13 protein-coding genes are annotated in these 14,446 nt (G+C 70.5%); 4 read left to right on the top strand and 9 right to left on the bottom strand.

Translation table 11 applies throughout. The features are described 5' to 3' along the window. Nucleotides 1–72: 72 nt before the first annotated feature. Together AC5L38_RS09445 and AC5L38_RS09450 are read right to left on the bottom strand one after the other, a co-directional pair. The gene (locus AC5L38_RS09445; protein WP_495242360.1) at nt 73–588 is read right to left on the bottom strand and encodes a GNAT family N-acetyltransferase; all 516 of its coding nucleotides are present in this window, start codon (nt 586–588) and stop codon (nt 73–75) included. Nucleotides 589–641: 53 nt separating this feature from the next. Next, nucleotides 642–1,565, bottom strand: coding sequence for a cation diffusion facilitator family transporter (locus AC5L38_RS09450; RefSeq protein ID WP_495242361.1), 924 nt, complete (start codon nt 1,563–1,565; stop codon nt 642–644). Between the two features lie 82 nt (nt 1,566–1,647). On the opposite strand from AC5L38_RS09450, the gene cmtR reads away from it, so the two are divergent. Continuing rightward, nucleotides 1,648–1,980 (top strand): Cd(II)/Pb(II)-sensing metalloregulatory transcriptional regulator CmtR, encoded by a 333-nt coding sequence (cmtR, locus tag AC5L38_RS09455; protein WP_495242362.1) that lies wholly within the window; start codon nt 1,648–1,650, stop codon nt 1,978–1,980. 183 nt (nt 1,981–2,163) lie between these two features. On the opposite strand, the gene AC5L38_RS09460 is transcribed toward cmtR, so the two are convergent. After that, nucleotides 2,164–2,889: a methyltransferase domain-containing protein gene (locus AC5L38_RS09460; RefSeq protein WP_495242464.1), complete on the bottom strand. Its 726-nt coding sequence runs from the start codon at nt 2,887–2,889 to the stop codon at nt 2,164–2,166. A 364-nt stretch (nt 2,890–3,253) separates the two neighbouring features. On the opposite strand from AC5L38_RS09460, the gene AC5L38_RS09465 reads away from it, so the two are divergent. Next, a complete protein-coding gene (locus tag AC5L38_RS09465) occupies nt 3,254–3,661 on the top strand; it encodes a MerR family transcriptional regulator (protein WP_495242363.1) in 408 nt (135 codons plus the stop codon). 45 nt (nt 3,662–3,706) lie between these two features. Here the strand turns inward: AC5L38_RS09465 and AC5L38_RS09470 are convergent, their stop codons facing one another. The 4 genes from AC5L38_RS09470 to AC5L38_RS09485 form a co-directional block, all read right to left on the bottom strand. Continuing rightward, on the bottom strand, nt 3,707–3,988 hold the full coding sequence (locus AC5L38_RS09470; RefSeq protein ID WP_495242364.1) for a metal-sensitive transcriptional regulator: 282 nt from the start codon (nt 3,986–3,988) through the stop codon (nt 3,707–3,709). Nucleotides 3,989–4,068: 80 nt separating this feature from the next. Further along, a complete protein-coding gene (locus AC5L38_RS09475) occupies nt 4,069–4,737 on the bottom strand; it encodes an isochorismatase family protein (RefSeq protein WP_495242365.1) in 669 nt (222 codons plus the stop codon). A 105-nt stretch (nt 4,738–4,842) separates the two neighbouring features. After that, nucleotides 4,843–5,991, bottom strand: a complete 1,149-nt coding sequence (gene dhbC / locus AC5L38_RS09480; RefSeq protein ID WP_495242366.1) for an isochorismate synthase DhbC — start codon at nt 5,989–5,991, stop codon at nt 4,843–4,845. A gap of 87 nt (nt 5,992–6,078) precedes the next feature. Continuing rightward, nucleotides 6,079–6,843, bottom strand: coding sequence for a 2,3-dihydro-2,3-dihydroxybenzoate dehydrogenase (locus AC5L38_RS09485; RefSeq protein ID WP_495242367.1), 765 nt, complete (start codon nt 6,841–6,843; stop codon nt 6,079–6,081). 423 nt (nt 6,844–7,266) lie between these two features. Between AC5L38_RS09485 and AC5L38_RS09490 the strand changes: the two genes are divergently transcribed. Continuing rightward, entirely contained in the window at nt 7,267–8,109 is an 843-nt protein-coding gene (locus AC5L38_RS09490) for a hypothetical protein (protein ID WP_495242368.1), read from the top strand. A 301-nt stretch (nt 8,110–8,410) separates the two neighbouring features. Here the strand turns inward: AC5L38_RS09490 and AC5L38_RS09495 are convergent, their stop codons facing one another. Both AC5L38_RS09495 and AC5L38_RS09500 read right to left on the bottom strand, forming a co-directional pair. After that, complete coding sequence (locus AC5L38_RS09495) at nt 8,411–9,331, bottom strand: DUF1996 domain-containing protein (protein ID WP_495242369.1); 921 nt, start codon at nt 9,329–9,331, stop codon at nt 8,411–8,413. Nucleotides 9,332–9,473: 142 nt separating this feature from the next. Further along, a complete protein-coding gene (locus AC5L38_RS09500; RefSeq protein ID WP_495242370.1) occupies nt 9,474–11,222 on the bottom strand; it encodes a discoidin domain-containing protein in 1,749 nt (582 codons plus the stop codon). Nucleotides 11,223–11,649: 427 nt separating this feature from the next. Between AC5L38_RS09500 and AC5L38_RS09505 the strand changes: the two genes are divergently transcribed. Next, nucleotides 11,650–12,645 carry a LacI family DNA-binding transcriptional regulator gene (locus tag AC5L38_RS09505; RefSeq protein ID WP_495242371.1) on the top strand — a complete coding sequence of 332 codons (996 nt, stop codon included), beginning with the start codon at nt 11,650–11,652 and terminating at the stop codon, nt 12,643–12,645. Nucleotides 12,646–14,446: the final 1,801 nt, after the last annotated feature.

Below are 14,446 nucleotides of genomic sequence, written 5' to 3' on the forward strand. Positions count from 1 at the left end.
GGCCGGTGAAGGGTCGGCGAAAGGGCCGGCGAAGGCCCTGTGAAAGGCCGGCGGAAGCCGGACCCGCGAAGGTCAGCCCGCCTGGGGCGGGCGACCCGGGTCTCCGGGGTCTTCTGGAGCGGCGTGTCGCAGCCAGACGTAGTCGACCGGCTGGGAGACGTTCCACTCCGCGGCCAGGTGGGGCTCGACCGGCAGGAAACCGGCTCCCCGGTAACATCGCAGGGCCCGGTCGTTGTCCGGGTGCACGCGCATGAAGACATTCGCGTAACCCGTGGCCCTGGCCAGTGCGGCCAGGTCTCGCACCAGCTCCCGCCCGATCCCCCTGCCCCGGGCGCGGGGGGCCACGATGATCCGGGCGAGCTCGATCTCCCCTTCCTCGGGGTCGATCCACAGCTCCCCGTAGCCGAGCGGGTCGCCGTCCGCGAAGAGCATGTGGGAGCGTACGTCCTCTCCTCGCTGCCAGTCGGTGACGACCTCCGCGGGCAGGGGGAACTCGTGCCGTCCGCACCACATCGCGACCTCCCGCGACGAGGCGGGCCAGCCCGCGACCGTGGCCGCGTGCGCCGCGGCGAAGGGCAGCAGGTCCATACCTGGTCCATTCATTCCAGCATGATCTACCCGGCACGCCGCCGGGCGCTCCCTCAGCGGTGCCGGGCGCCCTCGTGGTCCGCGTGGCCGGCGGGCTCCAGCTGCAGCGTGGAGTGCTCGACGTCGAAGTGACCGGCCAGGCACTCGTGCAGCCGGTCCAGGACCGGGCCGAAGGAGCCGTCCACCAGGGCGCCGTCCGCCATCACGACGTGGGCGGACATGACGGGAAGCCCCGAGGTGATGGTCCAGGCGTGCAGGTCGTGGACGTCGATGACCCCCGGCGTCTCCAGCAGGTGCCTGCGGACCTCCTCCAGGTCGACGCCCCGGGGAACCGCTTCGAGCAGGATGTCCACGGCCTCGCGCAGCAGGCTCCAGCTGCGCGGCACGATCAGCAGGGCGATGACGACGGAGACGATCGGGTCCACCGTGGTCCAGCCGGTGAGCGCGATGACGACCGCGGCGACGATCACCGCCACAGAGGCCAGCAGGTCACCGAGGACCTCCAGGTAGGCGCCTCGCATGTTGAGGCTCTCCGTCTGGCCGGGGCGCAGCAGCCACAGCCCGATCGCGTTGGCGGCCAGGCCGACCGCGGCCGCCACGAGCATCACCGTCCCGCCGACCGGCTCGGGGTCGGCGAAGCGCCGGAGGGCCTCGTACATGATGTAGAGGCTCAGGGCGAGGAGGACGACCGCGTTGATCGCGGCGGCGAGGATCTCCGCCCGCTGGTAGCCGAAGGTCCGCCGGGCGCTGGCGGGCTTGCCGGCCATCCAGACGGCGAACAGCGCCAGCGCGATGCCCGCGGCGTCGGTGGCCATGTGCCCGGCGTCGGCGAGCAGCGCCAGGCTGCCCGACAGCGCCGCGCCGATGACCTCGACGACGAGCACGCCGATGGTCAGCAGCAGCACGACGACCAGGCGCCCGCGGTGTGCCGCGGTCGCCGTCGGCTTCGTGTGCCCATGCCCGTGTCCGTGCCCCATTGCGCTCCATCCCCGTGAGTACAGCTCTCAGTGTTTATACAGCAGCCACTGTATATACAGCAAGTGATGTATTGTGATAACCATGCTCACCGCCGCGACACGCCTGGACGCGATGGCCCGTCTCGGAAGGGCGCTGGCCGACCCCAATCGCTGCCGGATGCTCATCGCCCTCCTCCAGGGACCCACCTACCCCGCGCGACTGGCCGACGAGCTCGGACTGACGCGCCAGAACGTGTCCAACCACCTGTCATGCCTGCGCGGCTGCGGCCTGGTGGTCGCGGTGCCCGAGGGGCGCCAGACCCGGTACGAGCTGTCCGACCAGCGCCTCGCCCACGCCATCGAGGACCTGGTCCACGTCGTGCTCGCCGTCGACCCCGACCACCAGGACGCGCACGAGGCGGGTCCGACGGGATAGCCCCATACCGGTATCACCCGATCCTCCCGCCTCGTAACCGCCTGTCCAGCGCCTTTCCAACGGTACGAGGGAACGCGGCGGAGCCGGCCGACGACAGCCGGTCCGAACGTGCGCGGCCATGATCGTGCCGCCGCGGCGAGTCGCGCGGCGCCGGACGACCCGGCCGCCGGTCCCTCCCGGCCGTCAGGGGCGGCGCGCGGCCGCGACGAACAGCGGAACGGCCAGGAAAAGCCGTCCGGCACGTGCGCGTCCGGCCTGTTCCGCGATCCACATGTCGGCGTCCTCCTCGGTGACGGCACCGGCGTCCCGGGCCGCACCGGCGGTTCCCACGAGCATGGGCAACATCAGCGGGCCGGTGAGGACACCGGTGTGGACCTCCACGGTGACGTCGTCGAATCCGGCGTCCAGCAGGAGGGTGCGGTAGGCGCGGGCGGCGCGGGGCGCGGCGATGAGGTCGGCGCGAGCGTGCACGATGGTCCGGGTGAGGGCCGGGGTGTCGGAGTCGATGACGAAGGTGTCCCAGTCCTGCCCGATCAGGACGGCCCGCCCGCCCGGGGCGAGCACCCGCCGAGCCTCGCCGAGCGCCCCGGCGGGATCGTCGAACTCGTGGTAGAGCTTTTCCGCGCGGTACCCGGCCAGCTCACCGTCCTGGAACGGCAGCTCGCGGGCGTCGCCGACGCGGAGATCCGCGCCGGGCTCGCGCCGGCGGCCTTCGGCGATCATCTGCTCGCTGAGGTCGACTCCGGTCGCCCGCGCGCCGCGCCCGGTCAGCTCGGCGACGGCCAGGCCGGTCCCGCAGCCGGCGTCGACCACGGGTGCCCCCGGCGTGAGGTGGAGCAGGTCGTAGGAGCGGGCCCGCAGCCGGACGGAGTCGGGGAGGGCGTCGAGCGCGTCGAGCAGCCGGACCAGGCCGGTGACGGCGTCCCCCTCCGGTTCCTGCCGGTCCGACGGGTCCGTGCGGTCCTCCCGGTCCGTGCGGTCCTCCCGGTCCGTGCGACCTCTTCGGTCCGCTCGCCTCTGCCGGTCTTCCGGCTCGGCTCGGCCTTCCCGGCCTGGCGGGTCTATCCGACCCGACGGGTCCGTTCGGTCCGTGCGGTTCGTTCGGTCCGTGCGGTTCGTTCGGTTCGTTCGGTCCGTGCGGTTCGTTCGGTCCGTGCTGTCTGTGCGGTTCGTTCGGCCTGTGCTGTCTGTGCGGTTCGTTCGGCCTGTGCTGTCTGTGCGGTCTGTGCCGATGTTGTTGGACATGTGGTCGAGGATGCGACTTAATGCCGACATGAAGTCAAGCGACACCGGCGTGACGATGAGCATCGGCGAGATCGCCGGGCGGTTCGGGCTGCCCACCCACGTCCTGCGGCACTGGGAGGCCATGGGGCTTCTGACCCCCGCCCGCGTCGGGGCCGACCGTCGCCGCTACGACCGCGACCACCTCTATCGCGTCGCGGTGATCCTGCGCGCCAAGGAGGCCGGGTTCTCCCTCACCGACATCCGGGAGATGGTCTCCACCGGCGATCCGGAGGAGCGACGCGACGTCCTGCGCCGCAGGCACGCGGATCTGACGCGACGCGTCGCCCAGGCGCGGTCGTCGCTTCACATGATCGAATGTGCCCTGGCCTGCGACCACGAGGACTTCACCGGCTGCGCCCACTTCCAGCGCAGCCTGGCGGAGAAGATCGACGTGTGACCGCCCGCGACGGGCCCGGCGACGGCGGCTCCCGTCGCGACGCGCTCAGGAACGGACGAGCCTGGCGATGGCGTCGGCCGCCTCCTTGACCTTCTCCTCGGCCTCGGCGCCGCCCTTGGCCGTGGCCTCGGCCACGCAGTGCGCCAGGTGCTCCTCCAGCAGGGACAGCGCGAAGGACTGCAGGGCCCGGTTGGCCGCCGACACCTGGGTGAGGATGTCGATGCAGTATTTGTCCTCCTCGACCATCCGCTGCAGCCCCCGTGCCTGCCCTTCGATCCGGCGCAGCCTCCGCAGATGGTCCTGCTTGTTGGCGGTGTATCCGTGCATCTCTCCCCCTCCGCTCGGCCTCCCCTGTTGAAGAATACCCCCGGTCAGTATTTGGGGTCGCCCCGCGGACCGGGTCACCGCTACACGCCGCCGACCACCTCGGCGGGCGGCGACGCGAACTCCCAGCCTCGCAGCAGAGCCCGGGTGACGACCGTGACCGCGCAGCGCTGTGCGGCGTACGTCAGGGCCATGGTGTGGTGTTCCCGGGAGAAGTCGGCGACGGCGTCGGCGACGAGGAACGGCTGGAGGTCCTGCATGAAGGCGTCGCACACGGTCATGAGACAGCCGATGTGCGCGTAGACACCGCAGACGATGAGCTGGTCGCGTCCCATGGCCTCCATCCGGGCGCGCAGGTCGGTCCTGCAGAAGGCGCTGTAACGCCACTTGGTGAGCAGGATGTCGTGCTCGGCGGGAGAAAGGCTCGCGACGATCTCGCTCTCCCGGAGGCCGGGGATCCCCGGGCCCCAGAAGTCCAGGAGGAGGCCGCGCTCGCGCTCGCTCTGGCCTCCGGGCTGCGCCGAGTAGACGACGGGAACCCCCAGGGCGGCGCAGGCGTCGCGCAGGAGGCCGATGTTGGCGATGAGACCGGTCAGCGGCGAGACCTCGGCGGCGAAGGGGGCGAGGAAGTAGTTCTGCATGTCGTGGACCAGCAGGACGGCGCGGCGCGGATCGGGGCGCCAGCTCACCCGGTTCTCGGGAAGATCGTCCTCCCCCGGCAGCGGGTAGGAGGCGATCGGGGGAAGGGCCACGGGCACTGTCTCCTTTCCTGTGATGACGGATCCTGTGATGGCGGATCTTTCCCGCGGCGGCGGGCCGTTCCCAGCGGCGGCGCGGCGTCCCCCGCGCCGGCGGGGTCAGCGGTCCTGGTCCAGGCCTACGGCACGGAGCATGGTCTGGAACTTGGCGGTGGTCTCGGCGAGCTCGGTCTCCGGCACCGATCCCGCGACGATCCCCGCGCCCGCGAACAGCCTGAGGGTGTGGTCGGCGACCTCGGCGCAGCGGATGGTCACGACCCACTCGCCGTCGCCCGTCGCGTCGCCCCACCCGACCAGGCCCGCGTACAGGCCGCGATCGAACGACTCGATCTCCTCGATGGCCTCGCGCGCGGCGCTCGCGGGCGTACCGCAGACGGCGGGGGTGGGGTGCAGCACCGTGGCCAGTTCCAGCGACGTGACCGACGGGTCGTCCAGCACGCCGGTGATCCGGGTCGACAGGTGCCACATGGAGGCGGTGGACAGCGGCGAGGGCCCGGCGGGAACCGACAGCCTGCGGCAGTACGGGCGCAGTGCCTCCACGATGCTCTCGATCACCAGGGCGTGCTCGCGGAGGTCCTTGTCCGAGCCGAGCAGGGCACGTGCCCGTTCGCGGTCGACGACGGGATCCGGGTGGCGGGGCGCGGACCCCGCGAGCGGGTTCGTCGTGACCCGGCGGCCCGAGCGGGAGACGAGCAACTCGGGGCTGGCCCCCAGGAGGGTGCGGGCGGTGTCGCTGCTCGACGGCAGGTCGACCGCGTAGCCGTAGGCCTGCGGGTCGCGTCGCACGAGGTTGCGCAGGACGCGGCCGACGTCGACGGGGGCGCCCAGGGTGACGTCCATGGTGCGGGCGAGCACGATCTTCTTGAGTTCCCCGGCGGTCAGCTTGGCCAGCGCCTTCTCCACGCCGCGCACGTAGTCGCCGGGATCGGAGACCGGGCCGAAGCCGGTGAACGTCCCGGTGATCCGCTCGGGAGGGGCGGAGGGGCCGGTCGGCGGGCTCGTCCAGCAGACGGCGGCGGGTACCAGCAGGCGCGCGGGACGGTCGTCGCGGAAGGGGATCGCGCCCACCACGACGGGGTTGGGGTGATCGGAGTCCAGCGCGTCGCGCAGGGCGGAGGCGACGCGCCCCTGCAGGCTCGTCGTCCCGGACCCGGGAACCTCCTGGAGCACCCCCCTGGCGAGCAGGGTCCGGGTCGGCGAGGTGAAGAAGAAGGTTCCGGGCTCGTAGTCGCCCAGGAGGTCGGGCATTCGAGACATGGTGAGGACGTCGTTCGACGGCATGGCGAAGAGGTCTCCTGTCGGGAGGGATCCAGGAATGGTGGGAGGGTGCGGGCACTACGACCGGAGCGTGGCGCCCCCGTCGACGTACAGGTCCTGCATGGTGATGTGCCTGGCGCGGTCGGAGGCCAGGAAGAGGACCGCGTCGGCGATGTCGGCGGGGTCGGCCAGCCTGCCGAGGGGGATGCCCACCCGGAACGTGGCCAAGGATCCGTCGATGGCCGTCCGGGCGTCGTGGTCGCCGGCCCACAGGGCACGCTGCATGGGAGTGTCGGTGGAACCGGGCGACACCACGTTGCAGCGGATGCCGTACGGTGCCAGCTCCAGGCCGAGGCACTTGGTGAACTGCGCGGCGGCGGCCTTGGAGGCGGCGTAGGCCGACATGTTCGTCCGGGGCACGCCCGCGGCGTTGGAGCCCACGGTGACGATCGCCCCGGATCTGCGGGGGATCATCCGGCGGGCGACCGCGCGGGACAGGTGGAAGACCCCGCCGGTGTTGACGGCGAAGGTGCGGGCCCAGTCGTCGTCGCTGATGGAGACGGCCGGTCCTGAGCAGAGCACTCCGGCGACGTTGACGAGCAGCCCGATCGGGCCGAGGTCGGCCTCGACCCGTGCGACCACGTCGTCGACGGCGGCGCTGTCGGTGACCTGGCAGGGATAGGCGACCGCGCCGCCGAGCTCGGCGGCGACGCGCCCCACCCGCTCGGCGTTCACGTCGAGCGCGGCGACGCGCGTGCCCGTCGCGGCCAGGGCTCGCGCCACCGCCTCGCCGATGCCCTGTGCCGCACCGGTGACCATGGCCACCGCGCCTTCCGTCACCATGTCCTCGACCTCGCCGTTCTCGCCGCCTTCAGCCTGTGCCGGTAGGCAGGTTAGCCCGATCACTTTGGGTTGCGCAGCAAAAACTTATAGTTACTTTTCACAGATCAGGAGGACATCACGGGTGTTATCGGGAAGACTCCGGCTCCCTGGACACGGGGGTCGGGGACAGGCCAGGCGGACGGAAGGGTCTGCGGCGACGCTTCCGGGGACGGAGCCGCCCCTCGGGCTTCTCCCCAGCTGAATGAGTAAATCTGCACGTTTATGTGCAATCAACATGACGTCAACCGTCATGTCTTAACATCGTCCTTCGTGACAAGTCAGGATATTTCAGAGCAACAGAGGTATGTTCCCCCGGCGCCCCCCGCCGAACCCCTCGCACGGGAAGAACCTCCCGCGGAGGAGGAGAACACCGGCGTCCTGGCGATGATCGAACGCATCGGCTCGGTCATCGTCCCGATCGGCGTCGCGCTCTACGCCGTCCTCTACATCGGCGTCGAGCAGATGTACGGGATCTTCAACATCAGCCCGCAGCAGGCGGGCATCGACCAGTCCGTCCTGCTCGGCCGGTTGATGGGCACGCTGGTCCTGCTCCTGCTGATCGTCCTGCCGCTTCTCGGCCTCGTCGTCGGGCTCGGCTGGCTGCTCGACAAGGTGACCTTCGGCGCGGTCGGCAGGGCCACGACGGCCGTACGGCAACGTCCCTGGATCGCCGCCCTGGTCGCCGCGCTGTGGTGCGGCGCGACCTACTGGGGCGTGCTGAACCTCTTCGGCGATCTCGACATCGCCATCATGGTCGTCGTGGCGGTGGGGCTGGGCGTGCTGACGTTCCTGGTGCCGTTCCGGCTGCTGCGCCGCAAGCCCGTCGGCCGCACCGGCATGAAGGTGCTCATCGGCGCCCTCACGGGCATCGGCCTGGGGTTCCTGCTGATCCTGCAGATGATGCTGGGAGCGTCCAAGGTCCAGGAGACGGGAGAGGCCAACATGCTCCTCCCGTTCGTCGGGTTCCAGGACCAGTGGACCGTCATCAGGAACGCCGAGGACGACAAGCCCCTCTACGAGGGCCGGTGGATGATGCTGCTCGGCGAGAGCGAGGGCACGTACGTCTTCTACGACTGCGACAAGCTGGACACCTTCCGCCGCCCGATCGAGACCACGAACCTCAGCAGCATCCAGCTCCAGCCCGAGCGGGAGCCGGGCTTCAAGTGCGGCACGCTCGCCGAGCAGGACGCGCAGGCCGAGGCGGGCGAGGGCGAAACCACCCAGTAGGCGTGTTCGGGCGTCCTCCTCGGACTCCTCTCTCCGAACCCCTTCTTCCGCACTCTCCCTTTCAGGTCTCCCCTTTCCCAAGCTGCCGGCTTCCACTTCGAGCTCCCCGCGACACCCGCCGGCGGCGGGACCCGATGTTCCGGGTCCCGCCGCCGGGGACGGCACGGGGGTCGGTGCGGGGGTCGGCGTCCCCCGCACCGGTGCCGTCGGAACGAGACGCCGGGCCGCGCACCGCCGTCAGGGCGGGACGCGGATCCGGCGAACCGCCGTCAAGGCGGGACGCGAATCCGGCGGTCCGGCGTCAGGACGGGGTGCCGTCCGCGCCGCACTTGATGACCGGGCGGATGCAGTCACGCACGCGACGCTCCATCTCGGCCACCGGCCAGGCGTTGAAGAAGTCCCCGTGCATCGTGTATCCGCGACCCGACGCCAGCCGGAAGTTGGCCGGGTTCCCGTTCACCGGGTAGCGCAGCACCTGGCGCAGCTTCGGCACCGGCACCGGGTGCGAGGCCGGGCAGGCCTGGTTGACCGGGTAGGCCATGTGGCTCTTGTGGTCGGCCGAGTCCAGGTTCCGGCCGTCCCAGCACTGCGGGAAGTCCAGGTAGGACTCCATCATGGTCCCCGCCGGGCAGGTCACGAAGTCCTTGGACGGCGGGACGTGACCGGCGTGCAGGCACGACCAGCGGGCGTTGCTGGTCGGGTCGTTGGGGGTGGTCGCCTTGGCGTTGCCCGCGACGATCCGCAGGCCCAGCGGGAGCGGCTGGGTCCGGGCGACGATGTCGTCGCGCACGCCCTCACCCAGGTAGTAGAACGTGGTGATGGTCGGCTCCACCGGGGTGTTGCCGTTGTAGAGGGTCGGCACCCAGTACGACGACAGGTCGGTGCGCGGGTTGCAGTTGGTGGGGGAGCTCTGCAGGGACGCCAGCGTCGTGTTGGCGTTGGTGGTGGTGCTGCCGAAGAAGCTGTGCATGTGCGACGCGCCGGGCATGTTCGGGAAGATGATCGGGTCGTCGGGCAGCCGGTGGCTGAACGGGCAGTCGGCGAGGAACTCCGCCACCCGTACGACCGCGGCGGACGAGCTCCCCGCCTGGGCCTTTGAGGTCGCGCTTGCCTGGGTGGTGTGGATGACGAGGGACGTACCCAGGAGCGCCACTATCGCGGTCACCAGGGTCAGCGGGCGTAACCGGCGTCGTAGGCGGGCTGGGGAGAGTGCCGGGTGCATGGATGGACTCCTTTTCGGGGGGACTCCGGCCGTAGAGGCTCCGGTTCTAGGGGGCTCCGGTTCTGGGGTTCCGGTTTTTGGAGGGCTCCGGTTCTGGAGGGCTCCGGCACGGCTCGGGTGAGCCGTGCCGGAGCGGAGGGGGTTACTTGTAGACGCGCACGTAGTCGACGAGCATCTGCTTGGGGAAGCCGGTGCCGGCGTCCGGCGGGCCGGGCCAGTCGCCGCCCACCGCGAGGTTGAGGATGATGTAGAACGGGTGGTCGAAGACCCACGGCCCCCGCGTCGCCTCGACCTGCGCCTTGCTGAGGGTCAGGACCGTCCGGCCGTCCAGGGTGTAGACGATGCCCTTGCTGTCCCAGGTGGCGGCCCAGACGTGGAAGTCGTCGGAGAAGTCCGCGCCGTTGGGCAGCGTGTAGGGGGAGCCGATGCCGCCGCCGCCGTTGTAGGCGGGGGCGTGGATGGTCGAGTAGGAGGTCTTGACGTCCTTGCCGAGCACCTCGAGGATGTCGATCTCCCCGTTGTACGGCCAGGGCCTGCCGGTGAGGAAGTCGGCGCCCATCATCCAGAACGCCGGCCACAGGCCGTTGCCCTTCGGGACCTTGACGCGGGCCTCGACCTTGCCGTAGGTGAAGGTGAACTTGCCGCCGGTGTTGATGCGGCCGGAGGTGTACTGGCAGGGTCCGCCGGGGCAGGACGATCCCGCGGTGGTCTCCTGACGCGCCGTGATGACGAGGTTGCCGTTGCCGTCCATCGCGGTGTTCTCGGGCTTGTAGTACTCAAGCTCGTTGTTCGGGCCGGTTCCCGGGTCCTGGGTCCACTTGGCCGAGTCGGGCCTGGTGCCCGCGCCGCCGTTGAACTCGTCGCTCCAGACGAGCGTCGTCGGCGGGTTGGCCGGGTCCTGCGGGAGCGGCGGCGGCGTGATCGGGGCGCCGCCGGTGCCCCAGACCTGGAACTCCCACAGCGAGTAGCCGTACGGGGTGGCGCGCTGGGTGCCGTACATGCGCACGTAGCGGCCGGTGCCGTTGACGGTCAGCGTCTGCTTGAAGCCGGTGCCGGTGGTCGTGGAGTAGATCGGCGTCCAGGTGGTGTTGTTGTCCGAGACCTGGATCTGGAACGCCCTGGCGTAGGCCGGGTCCCACTGCAGGACGACCTGCTTGATCTGCGCGGTGGCGCCGAGGTCGACGGAGATCCAGCCCGGGTCGACCCAGCCGGTGGTGGAGCTGGTCGCCCAGCGGGAGGCGGGGTCGCGGTCGAACGCCCTGGCCGGGGTGCACTCCCAGCAGTTGCCGTCGCTCTGGGAGGTGGAGGCCGCGCCGGGCCTGCCGTAGGACAGCAGCTTGAGCGCGCCGGGGTCGGGGTCGGGTGTGGGGGTCGGGGTCGGGGTGGGGTTGGTGCCCCCGATGGTCCCGTAGACCTGGAACTCCCACAGCGAGTAGCCGTACTGGGTGGCGCGCTGGGTGCCGTACACGCGCACGTAGCGGCCGGTGCCGCTGACGGCCAGCGTCTGGCTGCCGCCGGTGGCGGTGGTCGTGGAGTGGATCGGCGTCCAGGTGGTGCCGTTGGGCGAGGTCTGGATCTGGAAGGCCCTGCCGTAGGCGGCCTCCCAGTTCAGCGTCACCTGCGTGATGGTCGCGCCGGCGCCGAGGTCGACCTGGATCCACTGCGGGTCGCTGAACGCGCTGGACCAGCGGGTGCCCGCGTTGCCGTCCACGGCCGCGGACGCCGGGAAGGCCACGCTGCTCTCCGAGGACGAGGCGGTCGCCGTCTTGCCCTGGGAGATGAGGGCGTCGGCGGCCGTCGCGGGCATGATCGCGAGACAGGACGTGACGAGGGTGACGGCCGCGGCTATCAGCAGGGCCATGCGGCGGCCGGGACTTCGGGACGAGGGCATCGCGTCTCCTCGGGGATGGGGGGTGCGTACCGGTAACGAGTCGGGGAGCGCTCTCTCACCCAGAGATTGCTCTCGCTCGACAGGGGCTGTCAAGTGTCCGTTTAACCAGGATGAAACGGGCTACACATGATCCGGCAATCAACCGAACACTTCGGGGAGCGCTCCCGGATAATGGCTTGCATCGTTACAAACGGCTGTGAACTGGGACTAAGAAGATCCTTCCCAGGGAGCGCTTTCCCGGATTTCCCTTACCGACCGCCGCGAGGGGAAATCCGGCCGCGTTCTGGACATTGACAGAAATCCACCTTCCGGTCACCCTTTGTGAGGGAGCGCTCTCTTCATGATCATCGACTAAGCTTGGGAAAGGGTGGGACCGCACGTTCAGGCACCACCGGTCAGCGGGCGGTACGAACTGCGGGAGAACCACATGAGACGACCCACCCTGGAGGCTGTCGCCACCCGGGCCGGCGTGTCCAAGTCGACGGTCTCCAGGGTGGTGAACGGCGAGCCGACGGTCGCCTCCGACATCCGCGACCTCGTCATGCGGGCGGTGAACGACCTGGGCTACGTCCCCAACCCCGCGGCGCGCAGCCTGGTGACCCGGCGCACCGACTCCATCGCGGTGATCGTCTCCGACCCCTCGTCCGGGCTCGTCTCCGACGACCCGATGTTCTCCACCGTCGTGCGCGCGGCCAGCCGCGAGTTCGAGGCCGCCGGCAAGCAGGTCGTGCTCATGCTCGCCGGTTCCGACGACGCCCGCGTGCGGGCCCGGCAGTTCGTGGCCGCCCGCCACGTGGACGGGGTCATGCTCGTGTCGATGCACGGCGCCGACCCCCTGCCCGCGGCACTGGCCGCCACGGGCGTCCCCCTCGTCTCCCACGGCAGGCCCGCCTTCCGGCTGGACGTGCCGTGGGTCGACAATGACAACACCGGCGGTGCCGCCCAGGCGGTACGGCACCTCCTGGAGCGGGGACGGCGCCGGATCGCCACGATCTCCGGCCCGCTGGACATGTCCGCCGCCCAGGACAGGATCGGCGCCTACCGCGAGGTCCTGAGCGAGACCGGACGGCGCTCGATCGTGGCCATCGGCGACTTCACCCGGATCTCCGGGGCCGAGGCCATGGCGCAGCTGCTCGAGGACGACCCCGCGCTGGACGCGGTGTTCGCCGCCAACGACCTGATGGCGATCGGCGCCATGCGGGCGCTGCGCCGGGCGGGCCGGCGGGTGCCCGACGACGTGGCGGTGGTGGGGTACGACGACATCGAGGCGGCCCTCTACACCGATCCCCCGCTCACCACGGTGCGCAGCCCCATGGGCGAGCAGGCCGCCGCCTCGGCCCGCCTGCTGCTCGGCCTGCTGAGAGGCGATCCCGCGCCCCCGGTGATCCTCCCGACCCAGCTCGTGGTGCGGGAGTCCAGCTAGCCGGGAGTACGGCCGGAGCACACGGCGGCCGACCGGTTCGGTTCCGATGGTGCGAGAGCGCCCGAAGGCATCGAATGACGCATCGAAAACCACATAGTCCTCATGTGGGCAATTATTCGAGTAATCACCAAAAAGAATCCCGGCGAGCAATAAACAGCCCTTATCTCAAATGCGTGAATCCGGAGGACGACCACTCACGGAGAACATGCAGCAGGAAAATCAAGTAATTTGGACATATTCCCCTAATTGACGAATCCGTTTAACCCTTGTTAACGGGGATTGCGCTTCGCCGTGTCGATCATCGGGTAACTCCTGCTTGCCGCCACTATCGCGGTTCAAGCAATCCAACTCCCATGAATCACAAAAGACATGGAATGCGATGACTTCTAGCGGTAGAATACGGGCTCAAATTATCAATCCCGGCAAGCGTGCCCGAAACTGGCCGGTCGCGACAACGATCGGCGCTATTCTGGCGTTTTCCTGCCAGACTCCGGCTGACGCCGTCAGCGGCATCACAGGAATCCCTTTCCTCAAGACGAGGATCATCGGCGCCGAGACCGCGCCTGTTCGCGAGGCGACCGGAAGGTGCAACCGTTCACGTATCCATGCGACGGGAGCCACCAAGCGGAAGAGATGCAAGTGCGGGAGAGGGCGCTGCTGCTGTCGTGACGGCCGTGACGGCCGTGACGGTGAGGACGGGCTACCGGGAATCGGGCTGCGCGGCCCCGCAGGTCCAGCCGGGCCTGCGGGCCCCACAGGGCCTGCCGGTGCGGACGGCACCGACGGCGCGACAGGGCCCGCCGGAGCAGACGGCGCGACCGGACCAGCGGGACCCGCCGGAGCAGACGGCGCGACTGGACCAGCAGGACCCGCCGGGCCCATCGGCCTGACCGGACCCGCCGGACCAGCCGGAGCAGACGGCGAGGCAGGACCCGCCGGACCAGCAGGAACTGCCGGAGCAGACGGCGCAGACGGCGCAGACGGCGCAACGGGACCAGCAGGCGCGGACGGCGCGATAGGGCCCATCGGCTTGACCGGAGTCGCCGGCGCCACCGGACCTGCCGGAGCAGACGGCGCACCAGGCCCAGCAGGACCAGCGGGACCAGCGGGAGCAGACGGCGCGACCGGACCAGCGGGACCAGCGGGAGCAGACGGCGCGACCGGACCAGCGGGACCAGCGGGAGCAGACGGCGCGACCGGACCAGCGGGACCAGCGGGAGCAGACGGCGCGACCGGACCAGCGGGACCCGCCGGGCCCATCGGCCTGACCGGACCCGCCGGACCAACAGGACCAACCGGCGAGGCAGGACCCGCCGGACCAGCAGGAACTGCCGGAGCAGACGGCGCAACGGGACCAGCAGGCGCGGACGGCGCGATAGGGCCCATCGGCTTGACCGGACCCGCCGGACCAGCCGGAGCAGACGGCGCGACCGGACCAGCGGGACCCGCCGGGCCCATCGGCCTGACCGGACCCGCCGGACCAACAGGACCAACCGGCGAGGCAGGACCCGCCGGACCAACAGGACCAACCGGCGAGGCAGGACCCGCCGGACCAGCAGGAACTGCCGGAGCAGACGGCGCAACGGGACCAGCAGGCGCGGACGGCGCGATAGGGCCCATCGGCTTGACCGGAGTCGCCGGCGCCACCGGACCTGCCGGAGCAGACGGCGCACCAGGCCCAGCAGGACCAGCGGGACCCGCAGGAGCAGACGGCGCAACGGGACCCGCAGGACCCGCGGGGCCGAGCACCCTGGTCACCAGTCAGGTCTCCGCGGGGACGCCGACTCTCGTCCCCGCCGAC

It is taken from the genome of Streptosporangium nanhuense, from assembly GCF_059358815.1.